Below are 20,964 nucleotides of genomic sequence, written 5' to 3'. Positions count from 1 at the left end.
CCCTCCCCGGTTGACCTACAGGATAAAAGCGAACAATCGTTTCAAACATACGTTTAAAACGAAATACCGTCAACCCTTCCCACCCCCTCATGCAGGACACCCGCATTACCCTCAGGCACACCCCACACCATTGCCCTTTAAACAGCGCCAGTGAACCGCCAGATCAAATTCAGGGTTGTCGAGCACAGTTAACTGTATATAATCACAGCTACTGGATAAAAACACAGGCACCCTTCCATGCAGAAGCTAACCGCACGACAACAGCAGGTTCTGGCCTTCATTAAGGAGTACATGGACGGCAACGGGTATCCCCCCACCCGCGTCGACATCGCCAAGACACTGGGCTTCAAATCCCCTAACGCCGCCGAGGATCATCTGCGCGCATTGGCACGCAAGGGCGCCATCGAGATGATTCCCGGCGCCTCCCGTGGTATCAGGCTGCCCGAGTCGGAAACCGACAGCAGCGACGGCCAGTTGCCCGTCATCGGCCGCGTTGCCGCTGGCGCCCCGGTCTTGGCGCTGGAGAATGTCGAGGATCATTGCCGCATTGATCCGGATTTTTTCCAGCCGCGCGCCGACTATCTGCTGCGCGTTCAGGGTGAAAGTATGCGCGACATCGGCATCATGGATGGCGACCTGCTGGCAGTGCACCGCACCAGCGAAGCCCGCAACGGCCAGATCGTCGTGGCGCGCCTCGGCGAAGAAGTGACGGTAAAACGCTTCCAGAAGCAGGGCCGCAAGGTCTCACTGATTGCAGAAAACCCGGACTTCAAGCCGATCGAAGTCGACCTCACCGAACAGGAACTTACCATTGAAGGTTTAAGCGTCGGTGTTATCCGTCGCTGAGGAGCTGATCATGCAGTACGCCCGCACCGAACAACAGACCCTGACCCAGGCCGACCTGTTTCACAACGCTCTGATGGCCAGCCGACTTAAACACGAGCGCCTTGATACCACGCTCAGGCAACCAGTCGAAGACACGGAAGGCAGTTACAGCGAGATGAGCCTGCAAGGCAGCGCGCGTCAGTGCCTGCAATGGCTTGCCCCGGTACTGCGAGATCTGAGCACGCGTAGCAGCCGCCGCTGGCTGACACTGATCGATCCGCCGGCAGCCGTAAGCCAGCAATGGCTGCGCGGCGCTAACCTTGACCCGCAGCGCATCATGATTGTGCGCTCCAAGACTGGCATGGACACGCTGACCCTGTGCTGCGACCTACTCAAGATGGGCGGCAGCCATACCGTGGTCAGCTGGCTGGACAAGGACAGCTGCAGCGCGCCACGGCTTGAGCGCGCCGCCCGTATCGGCCGTTGCCACAGCCTGAACGTGCATTTGGGCTGACACAAAGAAAAAGGCCAGCTGAGAAGCTGGCCTTTTTTGTGTCTGTTCGGCACTCAATGCAGAACCCGATCCTCCGGGATCAGTTCGCCATCCTCGTCTTCATCATCCATCATCTGCCCGGCCATTTGCATGCCTGCGCTGATCATGACCTTGGCGACTTCAATGTAGTTACCCTGCAGATATTCACGTGCATCGTCGGAAAACTCGATTACCAGCAACGGCTCCCCTTCCTCGTCGGAACGACGCAGCGCCACCTTACCGTTGGCGAGTTCGACGATTTCCAGAAAGGGTGAAGACATGACGCGGTTCTCCTGTATGACAGCGGCGCAGTGTAACACAGCGCCGCCTTCAGGGCATCCGCACTACCACTCCTGTATGCCGTCGCGGTATGCCGCCACACGCTCGGACAGCGCCTGCAGGGCTTCCTGCGCATCACTGCCGCTCCACTCGGTCGTCGCAACCGCACTGCTCGCTATCAGCGACTGAGCACCACTGTCAGCCGGCACTGGCGGCGCTTGCAGGCGCTGCCAGGCACCAATCACGCCCGCCAGCCAGGTGCCGTTACTGTCAGCCAACTCAGTCAGCTCAGCCAACTCCGGGCCGGGAAAACGTTGCACTACCGACGGCACCAGCACCGCTTCCACCTGGCGCGCGTCCACCAGCGGCCAGCGATAGCGGTCGGCAACCTCATGGATCAGCGCCAGCGCTCCCCGATACAGGTGAAACACTGCGTGCTCGCGGTGGTACTGTGCCTGGGTCAGGGCGTCCAGCGCATTGCTGCTCTCGGCCTGCTGCCAGGATTCGATCGCCTTGCGTGCAAAGAACAGCGCCTGATTGGTACGGGTATAAGCTTCATTGGCCATGGCTGATCACCTCAACGCTTGGCTTTTTTGCTGCGACTGTCATCCACCGACCATTGCTTGCCATCGTGGAATGCACGCCAACCGGTCGGCTTGCCCTCAACTTCCGTCTGTACGTACTGCTCCTTGGTCTTGCGACTATAGCGCACCACGGTCGGGTTACCATCCGGGTCAGCAACTGGCGCATCCAGCAGGAAGTGGTACTTGGGATCGATTTCGCTCTTGTGCGGCAGCAACTCTTTAACCAGTGGCGCGCGGGTTTCCCGGTTTTTCGGGAACTGGCTTGCTGCCAGGAACAGACCAGAAGCCCCGTCGCGCAAGACGTAGACATCGTCCACCTTCTCACACTTCAGTTCAGGCATGGGCACCGGGTCTGCCTTGGGTGGCGCGGCCTCGCCATTGCGCAGCAACTTGCGGGTGTTCTTGCACTCGCTATTGGTGCAGCCGAAGTACTTGCCGAAACGACCGGTCTTCAGCTGCATTTCACTGCCGCACTTGTCGCACTCCAGCGTCGGGCCATCGTAACCCTTGATCTTGAACTGCCCCTCTTCGATCTCAAAGCCAGAGCAATCCGGGTTATTGCCGCAGACATGCAGCTTGCGCCGCTCATCAATCAGGTAGCTGTCCATCGCCGTGCCGCACAGGCCGCAGCGACGCTTGCCGCGCAGCACGCGTGACTCACCTTCGTCATCATCGGCGGCCACTTCGTTGCCCGGCACCAGGTTGATGGTCGCCTTGCACCGCTCTTTCGGCGGCAGCGCGTAACCAGAACAGCCGAGGAATACGCCAGTCGACGCCGTACGAATCATCATGGGCCGGCCGCACTCATGACAGGCAATGTCTGTCAGCGTCGGCTGGTTGGCGCGCATTCCCTTGTCATCACCCGATGCAGAGGCGGCGCTGAGCTTGGCACTGAAGTCGCTGTAGAAATCGTTCAGCACCTTCTTCCAGAGCACCTCACCCTGCGCCACGTCATCCAGCAACTCTTCCATGTTGGCGGTAAAGCCATAGTCCATCAGGTTCGGAAAGCTCTCGTTGAGGCGCTCGGTCACGATGTCGCCCATCTTCTCGGCGTAGAAGCGGCGATTGTTGAGCGTCACGTAACCACGATCCTGAATGGTGGAAATAATCGACGCATAGGTCGAAGGACGGCCGATACCGCGCTTCTCCAGCTCTTTTACCAGGCTTGCCTCGGCATAACGCGCCGGCGGCTTGGTAAAGTGCTGCTTGGGGTCCAAGGCTTGCAACGCCATGACGTCATCAACCTGGATCTCGGGTAGCACCTCATCCTCACCACCCTTACCCTGCTGCGGCATCACGCGGGTGTAACCGTCAAACTTGAGGATGCGGCCCTTGGCGCGCAGCTCGAAGTCACCGGCAGCCACCTGAATATTGGTGGACAGGTACTTGGCCGGCGTCATTTGACAGGCCACAAACTGACGCCAGATCAGCTCGTACAGGCGCTCGGCATCACGCTCCATGCCCTTGAGATCGGTCTGCTTGAGCTTCACGTCGGAGGGGCGAATGGCTTCGTGAGCCTCCTGCGCGCCCTCCTTGCTGCTATACAGGTTGGGCTTTTCTGGCAGATATGGCGCGCCGAAGTTGCTCTCGATGTAGCTGCGCGCCATGTCAATTGCGTCCGCCGACAGGTTAGTCGAGTCGGTACGCATATAAGTGATGTAACCCGCCTCATACAGACGCTGGGCCATCATCATGGTTTTCTTTACGCTGAAGCCCAGGCGCGTACTCGCGGCCTGTTGCAGCGTGGAGGTGATAAAAGGCGCGTTGGGGCGCGAGCTGGTTGGCTTGTCCTCTCGCTTGGCAACCTTGTAGGCCGCCTTGTTCAGCAGCGCCAGGGCCGCATCAGCCTCTGCCTTGTTGCCCGGACGGAAGGTCTCGCCGTTCTGCTTGACGACCTGAAAGCGCACACTCTCGGCCTTTGGCGTGTTCAGTTTGGCGTGAACCTCCCAGAACTCCTCCGGCACGAAAGCACGAATCTCGCGCTCGCGATCAACAATCAGCTTTACGGCTACCGACTGCACCCGGCCGGCAGACAGGCCACGGGCAATTTTCTGCCACAGCAGCGGTGACACCATGTAGCCGACCACGCGATCCAGAAAACGGCGTGCCTGCTGTGCGTTGACCCGATTCATATCCAGCTCGCCGGGCTCGGCAAAGGCTTCCTGGATCGCCTTCTTGGTGATTTCGTTGAACACCACGCGCTTGTAGCGCGAATCGTCACCACCGATGCTCTCACGCAGGTGCCAGGCAATCGCCTCCCCTTCGCGGTCCAAGTCCGTCGCGAGATAGACGGTATCAGCGTCTTTGGCCAGGCGACGCAGCTCGTCGACGACCTTCTCCTTGCCGGGCAGGATCTCGTAGTGCGCCTTCCAGTCGTTCTCTGGATCGACGCCCATGCGCTTGACCAACTGGGCACGCGCCTTCTGCTGCTTTTCCTGCTCACTGGCAGCAGCCTTGCGCCCGCCTTTGGGTTTGCTTTCGGTCTTGCCGCTGCCGCTGGTGGGCAGGTCGCGAATATGGCCGATACTCGACTTCACCACAAACTCGTTGCCGAGGTACTTGTTGATTGTCTTGGCCTTGGCTGGCGACTCCACAATGACCAGTGCTTTTCCCATGGATACTTGTTTTCCTGACCCGAACTGAACTCGAAGCTGACACTCAACCTCTTCTGGCAGAACACTGCCGGACAGGCTGGAGGGCCAGAGCCTACACGTCTTCGCTGATAAAGGTAAAGCGTGGATATTGCTCCCCGTCAACCTCGACCTGCTCGTTGAACATGGCGAGCGGCCTGACCCAGAGATCAAAATCACCGTACAGAGTGCGGTAGACCACCAGGGGTTCCTCGGTCTCGGAGTGCCGCGCCAGACCGATGACCTGATAGTCCTTTCCTTTATAGTGCCGATAGCGTCCTGGACGCATATACAACCTCCTCACAGCAATAAAAAAGCCGAGGCACAGGGCCTCGGCTTTAGTCACCAGCCAGAGCCGTCAGACACGCTCAAAGATCGTGGTGATGCCCTGACCCAGGCCAACGCACATGGTAGAGATACCGATGGTGCCGTTGTTCTGTTTCATGACGTTCAGCAGGGTGCCGGAAATACGTGCACCGGAGCAGCCGAACGGGTGACCCAGGGCGATGGCGCCGCCGTGCAGGTTCACCTTCTCGTCCATCTGGTCCAGCAGCTTCAGGTCTTTCAGAACCGGCAGCGCCTGGGCAGCGAAGGCTTCGTTCAGCTCAACGAAGTCAACGTCGCTCATGCTCAGGCCAGCGCGTTGCAGCGCCTTCTTGGTGGACGGAACCGGACCGTAACCCATGATCGCCGGATCAACACCGGCAACCGCCATCGAGCGAATGACCGCCAGCGGCTCCAGACCCAGGGCCTGAGCGCGCTCTGCGGACATCACGATCATGCAGGAGGCGCCGTCAGTGATCTGCGAGGAGGTACCCGCAGTCACGGTACCACCTTTGGGGTTGAACGCCGGACGCAGTGCAGCCAGGCTTTCCAGGGTGGTTTCCGGGCGGATGGTCTCGTCTTCAGTGAACAGCTTCAGGAAGCCGTTCTCGTCATGACCTTCCATCGGGATGATCTCGTCCTTGAAGTTGCCTTCAACGGTGGCCTTGTGGGCCAGACGGTGAGAACGCTCACCAAAGGCATCCTGCTGCTCGCGGGTGATGCCATGCATCTTGCCCAGCATCTCAGCAGTCAGGCCCATCATGCCGGACGCCTTGGCGGCATACAGCGACAGGGCCGGGTTCGGATCAACACCGTGCATCATGCCCACGTGGCCCATGTGCTCGACACCACCGACGACAAACACATCACCGTTGCCGGTCATGATCGCCTGGGCGGCGGTGTGCAGCGCGCTCATGGAAGAACCACACAAACGGCTGACGGTCTGCGCAGCGCTGGTGTGCGGGATCGGGGTCATCAGCGACGCCATGCGCGCAATGTTCCAGCCCTGCTCCAGGGTCTGGTTTACACAGCCCCAGATTACATCTTCAACTTCCGCCGGATCGATCTTCGGGTTACGTGCCAGTACGCCGGTAATCAGGTTGGCGGACAGGGTTTCAGCACGCACGTTGCGGTACATGCCACCCTTGGAACGGCCCATCGGGGTACGGCCGAAGTCGACAATAACGACGTCTCTCGGATTCAGGCTCATAGGTTTACTCTCGCTCTGTACGTTCCGCGGTTAACCGAAGAATTTCTGACCGTTCTTCGCCATTTCACGCAGCTTCTCAGTCGGTGCGTACATGGCGCCGAACTCGGCGTATTTATCGGCAATGGCAACAAACTCGGCCACACCCAGGGTGTCGATGTAGCGCAGCGCGCCACCACGGAAGGGCGGGAAGCCGATACCGTAGACCAGACCCATATCTGCGTCAGCTGCAGACTCGACAACGCCGTCTTCCAGGCAGCGTACGGTCTCCAGGCACAGCGGAACCATCATGATCTCGATGATTTCTTCGTCGGTGAACTCGCGCTGCTCCAGAACCACTTCTTTCAGCAGTTCGTATGCCTTGGCGTCGACCACCTTCTTCGGCTTGCCCTTCTTGTCCATCTCGTAGGCGTAGAAACCGCTACCGGTTTTCTGACCCAAGCGGCCGGCGTCGTACATGACGTCAACAGCAGTGCGGGTCTTGTCAGCCATGCGATCCGGGTAACCTTCAGCCATGACGTCACGACCGTGATGACCGGTGTCCATGCCGACAACGTCCATCAGATACGCCGGGCCCATCGGCCAGCCGAATTTTTCCATGATCTTGTCAACGCGCTGGAAGTCCGCACCCATGCCGATCAGACGAGCGAAGCCGCCGAAGTACGGGAACAGAACACGGTTGACCAGGAAACCGGGGCAGTCGTTGACCACAACCGGGGTTTTGCCCATTTTCTTGGCGTAGGCAACGGTGGTGGCAACCGCCTTCTCGCTGGACTTCTCGCCACGAATAACCTCAACCAGCGGCATCATGTGTACCGGGTTGAAGAAGTGCATGCCGCAGAAGTTTTCCGGGCGCTTCAGCGCTTCAGCCAGATAGGTGATGGAGATGGTAGAGGTGTTGGAGGTGATGATGGTGTCTTCCGTCACCTGACCTTCAACTTCAGCCAGTACCGCGTGCTTGACCTTCGGGTTCTCGACCACCGCTTCGACCACCAGGTCAACTTCCTTGAAGTCGCCGTAGGACATGGTCGGACGGATGGCGTTCAGCGCCTTGGCCATTTGCTCGGGCTTCATGCGACCCTTGGCTACGCGCTTGCCCAGCAGCTTGGAGGCTTCATCCAGACCCAGCTGAATGCCTTCCTCGCGGATATCCTTCATCAGAATCGGGGTGCCCTTGACCGCAGACTGGTAGGCGATGCCGCCACCCATGATGCCCGCGCCCAGAACAGCGGCCAGATTGACGTCGGCAGCCTGCTTGTCGTACTTCTTGGCCTTGTGCTTGAGCACCTGATCGTTCAGGAACAGGCCGACCAGGCTGGCAGCAACCGAGGTCTTGGCCAACTTGGCAAAACCGGCGGCTTCAATTTCCAGCGCTTTTTCGCGGCCGTGGTTAGCGGCTTTCTGGATGGTCTTGATCGCTTCAACCGGTGCCGGATAGTTCGGACCAGCCTGACCGGCGACGAAACCCTTGGAGGTTTCAAACGCCATCATCTGCTCGATGGTGTTCAGCTTGACCTTTTCCAGCTTGGGTTGACGCTTGGCCTTGTAGTCCAGCTCGCCGGCGATGGCGCGCTTGATCACGTCGATGGCAGCCGCTTTCAGCTTGTCATCAGCAACAACAGCGTCAACTGCGCCCGCTTTCAGCGCCTTGTCAGCACGCTGCTCGGTACCGCCGCAGATCCATTCAATAGCGTTGTCGACACCGATAATGCGCGGCAGACGAACGGTGCCGCCAAAGCCCGGGTAGATACCCAGCTTGACTTCCGGCAGACCAATCTTGGCGCTGGCGGCCATGACACGGAAGTCCGCAGCCAGACACATTTCCAGGCCACCGCCCAGTGCGATGCCGTTGATGGCTGCAACAGTGGGAACATTCAGGTCTTCGAAGGCATTGAAGATCTTGTTGGCGGACAAGTTGCCGGCAACCAGGTCTTCTTCAGGCAGCTTGAAGGTGCTGACGAATTCGGTGATGTCGGCGCCGACGATGAATACGTCCTTGCCGCTGGTGACAACAACGCCTTTAACGTCGGCGTTGTTCTGGATGGCCTGCACTGCCGCATCGAGCTCGGACAGAGTGGCGCTGTTGAACTTGTTGACCGACTCGCCCTGCAGATCAAATCTGAGCTCGACGATGCCGTCTTCAAGGCCTTGAACCGTGATGGCTTTACCTTCGTAAATCATCAACTGATCTCCACGCTATGAAAAGCACATGAGAAACACCGACCGACCTGACTGCCGCTAGGGGCGTCAGGCCAAGCCCGTGTCATGAACGATCCCGATTATCCGGGACGGGATGAACCAAAAAATTCATACGACCGTTTGATTCGGGTGCGCACACCTTCTTTTAATTCCTGGCGGTTGTCAATTGCCGGCGCACCGCCTGAGCGCCAGGCACTAGCGTACGCCCCTCTGCACCTAGATTCAAAGTCATTAAAAAACAATAGGTTGCGAAGTATACCTAGCAAAGCCCGGCACGCATAAAATCAACGCGCCAGCATACCAACAGACTACTGTAGAAGCCGGTCGACCGGCGCGCCAGAGCGTCTGGCGCCATTCGGTCGCATGCTTGGCGCTGGGCCATCGCTACCAGGCGGCGTATGCTGACTTTGTACGCTGTTAAACGTCCGCAAACTGGTGAAAGCGCAACGCTCAAAACAACGCGCTAGCGCTTGAAAATAAAAGGCCGGCAGCATTTGCCGGGCCACCTGAAGCGCTATCAACAACGCACCGCTTGCGATCAGGCTGGGGCAACGCCTAGTATCCGAGCAAAAAAGGAGAAAGAGCCCATGCTGTACAAACACGTTCTGGTAGCCGTCGATCTGATTGAAGAGTGTCGGGCGGTTGCCGACCACGCCATGCAGCTGGCCAACGCACTAAACGCCAAGCTGTCGCTACTGCATGTGGTCGAGCCGCTTGCGATGGCGTACGGGGGGGATGTACCCATGGACCTGTCAATGCTGCAGCAGCAGCAGTTTGAACAGGCCAAGGAACGCATGCAGCTGTTTGCCGCCGACTACGGGCTGCCCGACGAATGCCTGCAGATCGCCTTTGGCCATCCGCGCCAGGAGATTCATCGGGTAGCCACCGATCAGGAATGCGACCTCATTGTGGTGGGTAGCCACGGTCGACACGGCCTCGCCCTGCTGCTGGGCTCCACCGCCAACGACGTGCTGCACGGCGCGCCGTGCGACGTGATTGCGGTACGACTGGGGAAGAAGGGCTAACGGCCCTGCGGGAGCTGCAAGCCGCAAGCTTCAAGCTGCAAGAGAAACCCGGGAGAACAGCCCACCCTGGCTTGTAGCTTGCAGCTAAAGCGAAGCGGTCTAGCCGCCCGCCTGGTCTTCCAGCTCCGCCCAGCGCTCCATAGCGGCGTCGAGTTCGGCCTGTTTGGCTTCCACTGCCGCCAGCACCGGCGCGGTCACCTCATGCGATTGCAGATAAAACTCGGGATCGCCGACCTGCGCCTGCAAGGCTTCAAGCTCACCCTCCAGCGCCTCCAATACAGCAGGCAACCCGTCCAGTTCGCGCTGCAACTTGTAGCTGAGTTTGGGCTTGGCGGCCGCTGCCGGTGCTGCCGCAGCTGGTTCAGGGGTCGGCTCGGCAACCGGTGCACTCTGCGGCTGCGCCTTCTCACCCCACTCCGCGAGTTGGTCAACACTGCCGCCCTGCCGCAGCCAGTCGGCATAGCCGCCGACATACTCACGCACCCTGCCCTGACCTTCAAACACCAGGCTGCTGGTGACCACGTTATCCAGAAACGCCCGGTCGTGGCTGACGATCAGCACGGTGCCGTCGAAACCGGCGAGCACTTCTTCCAGCAGCTCCAGGGTTTCCACGTCCAGATCGTTGGTCGGCTCATCGAGCACCAACAGGTTGGCCGGCTTGCTGAACAGACGCGCCAGCAACAGGCGCGCGCGCTCACCGCCGGACAGCGCCTTGACCGGCGTACGTGCGCGCTCGGCCGAAAACAGAAAATCGCCGAGGTAACTGATGATATGTCGACGCTCGCCGTTGATTTCGATGAAATCACGGCCTTCGGAGATGTTATCGATGACCGTTTTTTCCGGCTCCAGCTGGTCCCGCAGCTGGTCGAAATAAGCCACTTCCAGGCGCGTGCCGCTGTGAATGCGACCACTGGTCGGCTGCAGTTGCCCCAGCAGCAGCTTGAGCAGCGTACTTTTGCCGGAACCGTTGTTGCCGATCAGACCGATCCGGTCACCGCGGATCACGTTAAGCGACAGGTCACGCACCAGCGGCGCGCGGCCAGGCCAGGCAAAGCTGACATGCTCGACCTCGATAACCCGCTTGCCGGAGGCCTCTGCAGTTTCCAGCTGGAAGCTCGCCTTGCCCTGACGTTCAATACGCTGGGCGCGCTCGTCCCGCATCGCCTTGAGGGCCCGCACACGGCCTTCGTTGCGGGTGCGGCGCGCCTTGATGCCCTGACGAATCCAGGCCTCTTCCTGCGCCAGCTTCTTGTCAAACAGCGCATTGGCCGTGGCCTCGGCAGCCAACTGCTGCTCCTTGTGCTCAAGAAAGCTGCGGTAGTCGCCCTGCCAGTCAATCAGCTGGCCGCGATCCAGCTCCAGAATGCGCGTCGCCAGCGCCTGCAGGAAGGCTCGATCGTGGGTAATAAACAGTACGGCACCGCGAAACTCCAGCAGTACCGACTCCAACCAGGCAATCGTATGGATATCCAAATGGTTGGTCGGCTCATCCAGCAGCAGCACATCAGGCTCAGCCACCAGCGCCTGGGCCAGCAAGACGCGGCGGCGCCAGCCACCAGACAGCTCGGACATTTGTTTGTCGGCCGGCAGGCCGAGCCGCGTCAGTGTGGTATCAACCAACTGATCCAGCCGCCAGCCATCTTTGGCTTCGAGCTGAACCTGCACCTTCTCCAGCCGCGCCAGCTCCGCATCACCCATCTCGCCAGTAATCAGGTGATGGTACTCGGCCAGCAGCTCGCCCACCCCAGCCAGGCCGGAGGCGACCACGTCGTAAACGGTCTTGTCGTCGGCCGCCGGCAGCTCCTGCGGCAGTTGACCAATCTTCAAACCCGGCGCAAACCAGATATCGCCCTCGTCAGCGCCCTGCTCACCAGTCACCAGCCGGAACAGGCTGGACTTGCCGGCGCCATTGCGGCCGATCAGACACACGCGCTCGCCCCGGTCGAGCTGAAAGCTCACCTTGTCGAGCAGCGGATTGAGGCCGTAGGCCAGGGATACATCAGAGAACGAGAGCAGCGCCATAACTCACCTGTTGGTTTGCAAGCCGCATAGTCTACCCTGTGGCGGGCGTGCCGATAACCGCTGTGCGCCATTTCACATGCCGGCCCTATGCCGCCGTCAGGCAACAGGCTAAGCTGTGCGCAAATCGGCTGCAGCCAGCAAAGCAGACAGCCGCAACGACAATTACCGAGCTTGCAACGCCCTCGCGGCAGGAGAATCATGCGTCGCCATACCCGCTCCTTTCTCACCTGTACTCTTCTTGCCGGCCTGCTGCTGCCCGTGCTGGCCCAGGCCAATGCTCGCCTGGACAGCCAGCGCCTGAATTATGATCGCGCGCTGGAGGCCATCGACAAGGAGCAGTGGGAGCAGTTTCGACAGCTGGAGCCGGGGCTACGCGACTACGTGCTCTACCCCTACATCCGCCAGGCTTACCTGAACCAGACTTTCGACAGTGCCACCGATCAGGACCTGGCCGACTTTGTTCGCGATCACAGCACCCTGCCCTTTGCCAGCCGCCTGAAAGACCGCTGGCTGACCCGCCTGGCGCGCCAGGGCAAATGGCAGCAATTTGACCAGCAGTACCAGGAGGCTGACCGCAACGCCAGCCTGGATTGCCGCCGTGCTATGCACCAATGGGATATGGGCGACCAAGCCGGCGCCATGCAGCAGGCCCAGACACTCTGGACTGTCGGTCGCTCACAGCCCAACGCCTGCGACCCGCTGTTTGATCGCTGGCGCGCCGCCGGCGGCTTAAACGACGACGTGGTCTGGCAACGTATCCGCCTGGCCCTGCTGTACCGCCAAGACGCCCTGGCCCGCTACCTGACCAAGCTAATGCAGGACAACCAGGCGCTGGCGACTCTATTTGTCGATACCGCCACCCAGCCAACCAAACTCCGCGATGCCAGCGCCTATCGCAGCCTGCCGCCCCAGCGCATGGCCGACATTGCCACCGTCTCACTGCGCCGACTCGGCCGCGATGACGCGAGCACCGCGTTGAGCCTGTGGCGGCAATACAAGGATCTGCCGTACGCCGAGGAAGACCGCCTGGCGATCACCCGCGATATAGGCGTGCGTCTGGCCAAAAAGGTCGACCCGGCCGCCCTGCCCTTCATGGCAGCCAACGATCCGCAGATGAAAGATGACGACGTCAGCGAGTGGCGCGTGCGCCTGGCCTTGCGGACCCGCCAGTGGGATACCGCCAGCCAGCTTACCGCGCAACTGCCGCCTTCACTGGCCGGGCAGAGCCGCTGGCGCTACTGGCGTCTGCGCAGTGCGCAACTGGCCAACAACGGCGTGGGCGAACTGGTCAGCGACTATCAGGCGCTGGCGCAGGAGCGCGATTTCTACGGCTTTCTCGCAGCAGAACGAGCGCGTCAGCCCTACGCCCTGAATCATCAGCGCGCCAGCGTGCCGGACGCGGTCATGCAGAGCGTGCAGCAAGACCCGGGCACCCTGCGCGCCAAGGAGTTTCTGGACCGCAATGAAGTGATCAATGCTCGCCGCGAGTGGTATCACGCGGGTGACCGCTTCAACCGCGAGCAGCTGATTGCACAGGCCGTCCTGGCCAACCAGATGGCCTGGTACTTCCCGGCCATCCGCGGCATCAGCCAGGCACAGTACTGGGACGATCTGGATATCCGCTTCCCGATGGCCTATCAGCAATCAATCAAGGATCAGGCCCAGACACGCCAAATCAATTCCACCTGGGTTTATGCCATCACCCGTCAGGAAAGCGCTTTCATGGCCGACGCCCGCTCACACGCTGGCGCCATGGGCCTGATGCAGTTGATGCCGGCCACCGCGCGGGAAACTGCTCGACGCTACGCCATCCCTTATTCCGGTAATGAGGATGCCTTGATCCCCGAGCGCAACATCGCCCTGGGTGCGGCCTACCTGTCTGGCCTGCATCGCCAGTTCGCTGGCAACCGGGTACTGGCTTCCGCCGCCTACAATGCCGGACCGGGGCGCGTGCGTCAGTGGACCCGCGACATGGGCAGCCTGCCATCAGACGTGTGGATTGAGGCCATTCCCTTCGATGAGACGCGCAAATACGTGCAGAGCGTACTTAGCTATGCAGTGATCTACGGTGAGAAACTCGGCATTCAGCAGCCAGTGATGGAACAGCACGAGCGCTATCTGGAGCCTTGAGCCAGCAGCGCTCAGGACTCCAGCCGCTGCAGCCGGGTACGTACCACCTCGACCAGCTGGTCGGGCTGGAATTTGGACAGGAAGCCGTCACAGCCGACCTTCTCGACCATGGCCTTGTTGAAGTTGCCGGACAACGAGGTGTGCAGCACCACATACAGGTCTTTGAGGCGCGGATCCTTGCGAATCTCGGTGGTTAAACGATAGCCATCCATCTCCGGCATCTCGGCATCGGTGATCACCATCAGCAGGCGCTCGCTGAGGTCTTCACCGGCGTCGGCCCAGCCCTGCAGCATGCGCAGGGCTTTCAGCCCGTCGGTAGCCACATGCAGCTGCAGGTCGAGCTGCGCGAGCGTGTCACGCACCTGATTGACACCGGTCGGCGAATCATCCACCACCAGCACTTCGCGCCCGCGGGCGCGCTGCAGCAGCGGGTCTTCCAGCAAGGCATCGCTGACCCGGGTATTGAACGGTACGATTTCCGCCAACACCTTCTCGACGTCAATGATCTCAACCAGACGCATGTTATCCAGCCGTGTGATGGCGGTCAGATAATGCGCGCGCCCTGCGCCCCGCGGAGGTGGCTGCACGGCGTCCCAGTTGAGGTTCATGATGCGATCGACCGCCCGCACCAGAAACGCCTGTACGGACAGGTTGTACTCGGTGACGATGATGGTGCTGTTGGCATCCACAGCCTGCGGCTGCAAACCGATGGCACCGGACAGATCAATCACTGGAATGGTCTGCCCGCGCAGGTGGATAACGCCGACCACGTTTGGGTGGCGCTGGGGCATCTGGGTCAACGCCGGGAGCGTGAGGACTTCGCGAATCTTGAAGACGTTGAGCGCAAACAGCTGCGGTCCGGCAAGCTGGAACAGTAATATTTCCAGTCGGTTTTCACCAACCAGTCGCGTGCGCTGGTCAACCGTATCCAGAACCCCTGCCATAACGTCGCCTCATCGTGCCGATGGAACAAGCGCTGGCACGAGGCCAGCCTGTTTGCAGCAGTATAGCGCTACAGCTGCGGCCCGGCGCAAGCATACGTCAGGCCGGCGCCGATTATTTATGCACGGCCACGACGAGCGGTTGCTGCCAAATCAGTAGTAGGCATTCTCGGTAACGCTGTGGTCGGTAGCGTCGCGCACACCGTTGATCTCGGGAATCCGCGCAATCATGGTTTTCTCGATGCCCTCCTTAAGAGTCACATCGACCATGCCGCACCCCTGACAGCCGCCACCAAACTGCAGGATCGCAATACCGCCCTCAATCACATCCACCAGCTTGACGTCACCGCCGTGGCTGGCCAGTCCCGGGTTAATCTCGGTTTGCAGCAGGTAGTTGATGCGGTCGTTCAGCGGACTGTCGTCGTTGACCATCGGCACCTTGGCGTTCGGCGCCTTGATGGTGAGCTGGCCGCCCATGCGGTCGGTAGCAAAGTCCACCAGCGCCTCTTCGAGAAAAGGCACGCTGACGGCGTCTTGCCAGACATTGAAAGAGTCCAGCTTGAGCAGCTCGTCCTCCGGCTTTTGCTCCCCGGGCTTGCAGTAGGCAATACAGGTTTCCGCGTAGGGGGTGCCCGGCTGAGTGATGAACACCCGAATGCCGACGCCTTCAGTATCCTGCTTGGACAGCAGGTCAGCGAGGTAGTCCTCTGCCGCCTGGGTAAAAACAATGCCTGCCATGAAATGCCTCGTACTCAATGACCTTATAGGGCGCAAGTGTAAGGGATGCACGCTCGCGAATAAAGCCCTACCTTTTTACTTGGTTATTATCCAGGCAGCAGCCAACTGCCACCCAAGCCCGCGCCGTGCTATGATTTTCGGCTTTTCAGCGCGCCTTTCCCGGAGTACCCATGCCTGACCGAAGCACCCGCCTGACCGCCCTGCGTAACGCCCTGCAGCAGCGCATCCTGATTCTTGATGGCGGCATGGGAACCATGATCCAGAGCTACAAGCTGGAAGAAGCGGACTACCGCGGCGAACGCTTTGCCGACTGGCCCAGCGACGTCAAGGGCAACAACGACCTGCTGCAACTGACGCAGACCGAGGTGTTATCGGCCATCCAGAAAGCCTATCTGGACGCCGGCGCCGACATCATCGAAACCAACACGTTCAACGCGACGCGTATTTCCCAGGCCGACTACGGCATGCAGGCGCTGTCCTATGAGCTGAACGTCGAGGGGGCCCGCATCGCCCGCCAGGTTTGTGACGCGAAGACCGCCGAAAACCCGGACCGCCCGCGCTTCGTCGCCGGGGTGCTGGGCCCGACCAGCCGCACCTGCTCCATCTCACCGGACGTGAATGACCCGGGCTACCGCAACGTCACGTTCGACGAACTGGTAGAAAACTACATTGAATCGACTCGCGGCCTGATCGAAGGCGGCGCTGACCTGATTCTGATCGAAACCATCTTCGATACCCTGAATGCCAAGGCGGCCATTTTCGCCGTGCAGCAGGTTTTCGAAGACGACGGCATCGAACTGCCGATCATGATCTCCGGCACCATTACCGATGCCTCCGGTCGCACCCTATCCGGCCAGACCACCGAAGCCTTCTGGAACTCGGTGCGCCACGCCAAGCCGTTATCCATCGGTCTGAACTGCGCCCTGGGCGCCAAGGACCTGCGCCCCTATCTGGAAGAACTGTCCAACAAGGCAGATACCTTTGTTTCGGCGCACCCCAACGCGGGCCTGCCCAACGAGTTCGGCGAGTACGATGAAACCCCGGAAGAAATGGCTGCGGTCATCGAAGACTTTGCCCGCGCCGGCTTCCTCAACATCGTCGGCGGCTGCTGCGGCAGCACACCCGGGCATATTCGCGCCATCGCCGAGACCGTTGCCCAATATCCGCCGCGCAAGATCCCGGAGATCGCACCAGCCTGCCGTCTCTCCGGCCTGGAACCCTTCACCATTACCCGGGAATCGCTGTTCGTTAACGTCGGCGAGCGCACCAACATTACCGGCAGCGCCAAGTTCGCCCGCCTGATTCGTGAGGAAAACTACACCGAAGCGCTTGAGGTTGCCCTGCAGCAGGTAGAAGCCGGAGCCCAGGTCATCGACATCAACATGGACGAGGGCATGCTCGACTCCAAGGCGGCGATGGTGCGTTTTCTCAACCTGATCGCCGGCGAGCCGGATATTTCCCGCGTGCCGATCATGATCGACTCCTCCAAGTGGGATGTGATCGAGGCCGGCCTCAAGTGCATTCAGGGCAAGGGCATCGTCAACTCGATCTCGATGAAGGAAGGGGTTGAACAGTTCAAACAGCACGCGCGCCTGTGTAAACGTTACGGCGCGGCCGTCATCGTCATGGCCTTCGACGAAGCCGGTCAGGCTGATACCGAAGCGCGCAAGAACGAAATCTGCCAGCGCTCCTACGATATCCTGGTCAACGAAGTCGGCTTTGCGCCGGAAGACATCATTTTCGACGCCAACATCTTTGCCGTGGCTACCGGTATCGAAGAGCACAACAACTATGCTGTCGACTTCATCAATGCCTGCGCCTATATCCGCGACAACCTGCCCTACGCACTGAGCTCGGGCGGCGTGTCCAACGTGTCCTTCTCGTTCCGCGGCAACAACCCGGTGCGCGAGGCGATTCACTCGGTGTTCCTCTACTACGCCATTCGCAGCGGGCTGACCATGGGTATCGTCAACGCCGGCCAGCTGGAGATCTACGACGAAATCCCAGCCGAACTGCGTGACCGCGTTGAGGACGTGATCCTCAACCGCAACCCTGATGCCACCGACGCCCTGCTGGCCATTGCCGAGCAGTTCAAGGGCGACGGCGCCGCCAAGGAAGCAGAAAACGAAGAATGGCGCAGCTGGCCGGTGGAAAAACGCCTTGAGCACTCGCTGGTCAAGGGCATCACCGCCTGGATCGTCGAAGATACCGAACTGGCTCGCCAGCAGGCCAAGCGCCCGATCGAAGTTATCGAGGGCCCGCTGATGGCCGGCATGAACGTGGTCGGCGACCTGTTCGGTGCCGGCAAGATGTTCCTGCCACAGGTGGTCAAATCTGCCCGGGTCATGAAACAGGCCGTCGCGCACCTGATCCCCTTTATTGAAGAGGAAAAGGGCGACACCCCCGAGGCCAAGGGCAAGATCCTGATGGCCACGGTAAAAGGCGATGTGCACGATATCGGCAAAAATATCGTAGGCGTGGTACTAGGCTGCAACGGTTATGACATCGTCGATCTCGGCGTGATGGTGCCGGCGGAGAAAATTCTGCAGACCGCCATCGACGAAAAGTGCGACATCATCGGTCTCTCCGGTCTGATCACCCCGTCGCTGGACGAGATGGTCCACGTAGCCAAGGAAATGCAGCGCCGCGACTTCCATCTGCCGCTGCTGATCGGCGGGGCCACCACCTCCAAGGCGCACACCGCCGTGAAGATCGAGCCGCACTATCACAACGACGCGGTGATTTACGTGACCGACGCCTCTCGTGCGGTCGGCGTGGCCACCTCGCTGCTGTCCAAGGAGCTCAAGCCGGGCTACGTGCAGCAGATTCGCGAGGATTACGCCGTAGTCCGCGAGCGCACCGCCAACCGCTCGGCGCGCACCGAATACCTGACCTATCAACAGGCGGTCGACAATCGCCTGCAGCTCGACTGGACCGACTACCAGCCGCCCACCCCGCGCGCGCTCGGCGTGCAGACACTGGACAACATCGATCTGCGGGTGCTGGCCGAATATATCGACTGGACGCCCTTCTTCATCTCCTGGGATCTGGCCGGCAAGTTCCCGCGCATCCTGCAAGATGAAGTGGTTGGCGAGGCGGCAACCGCGCTGTACGCCGACGCCCGCAGCATGCTGACCCGCCTGATCGACGAGAAACTGATCAGCGCCCGCGCGGTCTTCGGTTTCTGGCCGGCCCAGCAGGTCGCACATGACGACATCCAGCTGTTTGACCCGCAAGGTGAACCGCTGGCCCTGCTGCACCACCTGCGCCAGCAGACCATCAAGCCCGAAGGCAAGCCCAACCTGTCGCTGGCCGACTTTGTAGCCCCGGCAGACAGCGGCAAGACCGACTACGTCGGCGGCTTTATCACCAGCGCCGGCATCGGCGCCGAAGAGCTGGCCAAGGAGTATGAGGCCAAGGGAGACGACTACAGCGCCATCATGGTCAAGGCGCTGGCCGACCGTCTGGCCGAGGCCTGCGCCGAATGGCTGCACGAGCAGGTGCGAAAGAACTACTGGGGGTACGACAGCGCCGAAGAGCTGGACAATGACAGCCTGATCCGTGAGCAGTATCGCGGCATTCGTCCGGCACCTGGTTATCCCGCCTGCCCCGATCACACCGAAAAGGCCACGCTGTTCAAGCTGCTCGATCCTGAGGGCACCAGCGGCGTGACCCTGACCGAGCACTTCGCCATGTTCCCGGCGGCGTCCGTCAGCGGCTGGTACTTCTCGCATCCGCAAAGCCAGTATTTCGCGGTCGGCAAGATTACCCGTGATCAGGTTGAGTCCTACAGTGCCCGCAAAGGTCAGGATCAGGCAGTCAGCGAACGCTGGCTGGCACCCAACCTCAGCTACGACAACTGATGGCCCTGCTCCCCTCCCGCGCACGGCTGCGCAGCATCGCCGTGCTCGGGCTGCCGATTATGGGCGGCATGCTGAGCCAGAGCCTGCTTAACCTGGTGGACGCCGCCATGGTCGGCAGCCTGGGCAGCGAGGCGCTGGCAGGTGTGGGGCTGGGCAGCTACGCCAACTTCATGGCCGTTGCGCTGGTCATGGGACTGGGCGCCGGGGTGCAGGCCATGGTGGCACGCCGCCAGGGCGCCGGTGACACCAACCGGATTGCCGGTCCGCTCAACGAAGGCCTGCTGATTGCTCTGCTGCTCGCCGTGCCGCTCACTCTGCTGTGCTGGACCCAGGCCGAGCGCATCATTCGCTTTCTCGCCGACGACCCTGCAGTGGTCGAGATAGGCACCCATTACTTCCAGTGGCGCGTGCTGGCCATCGTTGCAGTGGGCGCCAACTTTGCCTTTCGCGGCTACTGGAACGGCACCCACCGGGCCGGCCGCTACCTGCAGATTCTGATCATCATGCATGTCGCCAATGTGCTGATCAGCTATGGCCTGATCTTCGGCCGCTTCGGCCTGCCGGAGATGGGCGCCGAAGGCTCGGGCATGGGCACCGCGATCGCCATGCTGCTGGGCTCGGCGCTGTATTTCGGCATCACCCTGCATGGCGGGCGCGAACACGGCTTCCTGCGGGCTCGACCACGCGGCACCGAGATTCGCGCCATGTTGCGCCTGGCCCTGCCCAATTCACTGCAGCAGTTCTTCTTCGCCACCGGAATTACCACCCTGTTCTGGATTGTCGCGCGCATCGGCACCGACGAGCTGGCCATCGCCCATGTGCTGGTCAACCTGGCGCTGTTCCTGATTCTGCCCGGCGTGGGCCTCGGCATGGCCGCCACCACACTGGTCAGTCACAGCCTGGGAAGGCAAGAGCCGGAGCAGGCCTATCGCTGGGGCTGGGACGTGGTCCGCGTGGCTATTCTGGTGCTCTTTGTACTGGGCATGCCGTTCTGGCTGGCGCCACATCTGATTCTTGGCCTCTTTACCCAGGACCCGGCACTGATCGACCTCGGCGAATGGCCGCTGCGCATTACCGGCCTGGGCATGAGCCTGGATGCGACCGCCCTGGTCCTCACCCAGGCGCTGCTGGGCGCTGGCGCTAGCCGCACCGTCATGGCCGTAAACTTGGGTAGTCAATGGCTGCTGTTTTTGCCCTGCGCCTATATTGCCGGACCGCTACTGGGCGGCGGCCTGCTGCTGGTGTGGCTGCTGCAGAGCCTGTATCGCTGTATCAACTCAATGATTTTTGCGCTGATGTGGCGTCGCCGGCATTGGGCCGACATTCGCATTTGAGCCGCTAAGCACCTAAGCTGGCAGAGCACCCTAACGGAGCTGTGCCCATGAGCGAGTCAGATCAACAACAGCCGAACGACAAGCCGATGCGCCTGCGCGACACCCTCTCCAGCGTGCTGGCTGCCGCCTTGGGCGTGCAGAGCAACCGGGCCCGCGAGCGCGACTTCAGTCAGGGTAAACCCAGCCACTTTATTATTGCCGGTGTTGGCTTTACCCTGCTATTTGTCCTCTGCGTACTGGGGGTCGTGAAACTGGTATTGCATGTCGCTGCTGGCTGACAGCAGGCCTACTGGCCACTGACCCAGAACACAGCAGCCACCACCACGATAAG

Annotated in this window: 16 protein-coding genes; 7 read left to right on the top strand and 9 right to left on the bottom strand. The window is 60.8% G+C overall.

Annotated features, from left to right (window positions below):
• The first annotated feature begins 237 nt into the window (after positions 1-237).
• Positions 238-846, top strand: a complete 609-nt coding sequence (lexA, locus tag ASB58_RS04785) for a transcriptional repressor LexA (protein WP_096004640.1) — start codon at positions 238-240, stop codon at positions 844-846.
• A gap of 10 nt (positions 847-856) precedes the next feature.
• Positions 857-1,339, top strand: a complete 483-nt coding sequence (gene sulA / locus ASB58_RS04780) for an SOS-induced cell division inhibitor SulA (protein ID WP_118129521.1) — start codon at positions 857-859, stop codon at positions 1,337-1,339.
• 53 nt (positions 1,340-1,392) lie between these two features.
• Here the strand turns inward: sulA and ASB58_RS04775 are convergent, their stop codons facing one another.
• From ASB58_RS04775 to fadB, 6 genes are all read right to left on the bottom strand, one after another.
• Positions 1,393-1,638, bottom strand: coding sequence for a hypothetical protein (locus ASB58_RS04775; protein WP_083725993.1), 246 nt, complete (start codon positions 1,636-1,638; stop codon positions 1,393-1,395).
• 63 nt (positions 1,639-1,701) lie between these two features.
• Positions 1,702-2,202, bottom strand: a complete 501-nt coding sequence (locus ASB58_RS04770; protein WP_118129520.1) for a DUF6586 family protein — start codon at positions 2,200-2,202, stop codon at positions 1,702-1,704.
• 11 nt (positions 2,203-2,213) lie between these two features.
• On the bottom strand, positions 2,214-4,835 hold the full coding sequence (gene topA / locus ASB58_RS04765; RefSeq protein WP_118129519.1) for a type I DNA topoisomerase: 2,622 nt from the start codon (positions 4,833-4,835) through the stop codon (positions 2,214-2,216).
• A gap of 91 nt (positions 4,836-4,926) precedes the next feature.
• The gene (locus ASB58_RS04760; RefSeq protein ID WP_174704249.1) at positions 4,927-5,139 is read right to left on the bottom strand and encodes a DUF1653 domain-containing protein; all 213 of its coding nucleotides are present in this window, start codon (positions 5,137-5,139) and stop codon (positions 4,927-4,929) included.
• 69 nt (positions 5,140-5,208) lie between these two features.
• On the bottom strand, positions 5,209-6,384 hold the full coding sequence (gene fadA, locus ASB58_RS04755; RefSeq protein ID WP_118129518.1) for an acetyl-CoA C-acyltransferase FadA: 1,176 nt from the start codon (positions 6,382-6,384) through the stop codon (positions 5,209-5,211).
• A 30-nt stretch (positions 6,385-6,414) separates the two neighbouring features.
• On the bottom strand, positions 6,415-8,562 hold the full coding sequence (gene fadB / locus ASB58_RS04750) for a fatty acid oxidation complex subunit alpha FadB (RefSeq protein WP_096004635.1): 2,148 nt from the start codon (positions 8,560-8,562) through the stop codon (positions 6,415-6,417).
• Positions 8,563-9,167: 605 nt separating this feature from the next.
• Between fadB and ASB58_RS04745 the strand changes: the two genes are divergently transcribed.
• A complete protein-coding gene (locus tag ASB58_RS04745) occupies positions 9,168-9,605 on the top strand; it encodes a universal stress protein (RefSeq protein ID WP_083726005.1) in 438 nt (145 codons plus the stop codon).
• Positions 9,606-9,704: 99 nt separating this feature from the next.
• On the opposite strand, the gene ASB58_RS04740 is transcribed toward ASB58_RS04745, so the two are convergent.
• Complete coding sequence (locus ASB58_RS04740; protein ID WP_118129517.1) at positions 9,705-11,627, bottom strand: ATP-binding cassette domain-containing protein; 1,923 nt, start codon at positions 11,625-11,627, stop codon at positions 9,705-9,707.
• A 198-nt stretch (positions 11,628-11,825) separates the two neighbouring features.
• Between ASB58_RS04740 and ASB58_RS04735 the strand changes: the two genes are divergently transcribed.
• Positions 11,826-13,757: a transglycosylase SLT domain-containing protein gene (locus tag ASB58_RS04735; RefSeq protein ID WP_181977863.1), complete on the top strand. Its 1,932-nt coding sequence runs from the start codon at positions 11,826-11,828 to the stop codon at positions 13,755-13,757.
• Between the two features lie 11 nt (positions 13,758-13,768).
• On the opposite strand, the gene ASB58_RS04730 is transcribed toward ASB58_RS04735, so the two are convergent.
• On the bottom strand, positions 13,769-14,701 hold the full coding sequence (locus ASB58_RS04730) for a chemotaxis protein CheV (RefSeq protein WP_096004632.1): 933 nt from the start codon (positions 14,699-14,701) through the stop codon (positions 13,769-13,771).
• 150 nt (positions 14,702-14,851) lie between these two features.
• Positions 14,852-15,436: a Fe-S biogenesis protein NfuA gene (nfuA, locus tag ASB58_RS04725; protein ID WP_096004631.1), complete on the bottom strand. Its 585-nt coding sequence runs from the start codon at positions 15,434-15,436 to the stop codon at positions 14,852-14,854.
• A gap of 170 nt (positions 15,437-15,606) precedes the next feature.
• Between nfuA and metH the strand changes: the two genes are divergently transcribed.
• From metH to ASB58_RS04710, 3 genes are read left to right on the top strand one after another with little or no spacing between them, the layout of a single operon-like run.
• On the top strand, positions 15,607-19,299 hold the full coding sequence (gene metH, locus ASB58_RS04720) for a methionine synthase (protein WP_096004630.1): 3,693 nt from the start codon (positions 15,607-15,609) through the stop codon (positions 19,297-19,299).
• Positions 19,299-20,633, top strand: coding sequence for an MATE family efflux transporter (locus tag ASB58_RS04715; RefSeq protein WP_118129515.1), 1,335 nt, complete (start codon positions 19,299-19,301; stop codon positions 20,631-20,633). The genes metH and ASB58_RS04715 overlap by 1 nt, the downstream gene beginning before the upstream one ends.
• A 47-nt stretch (positions 20,634-20,680) precedes the next feature.
• Entirely contained in the window at positions 20,681-20,911 is a 231-nt protein-coding gene (locus tag ASB58_RS04710) for a DUF2970 domain-containing protein (protein ID WP_065335795.1), read from the top strand.
• The last annotated feature ends 53 nt before the right edge of the window (positions 20,912-20,964 follow it).

Origin of the sequence: Pseudomonas abyssi (assembly GCF_003444685.1) — a bacterium.
Lineage (GTDB): Bacteria > Pseudomonadota > Gammaproteobacteria > Pseudomonadales > Pseudomonadaceae > Halopseudomonas > Halopseudomonas abyssi.
Note: the sequence above shows the minus strand (reverse complement) of the source record. Positions and strands in the feature narration are given on the sequence as shown.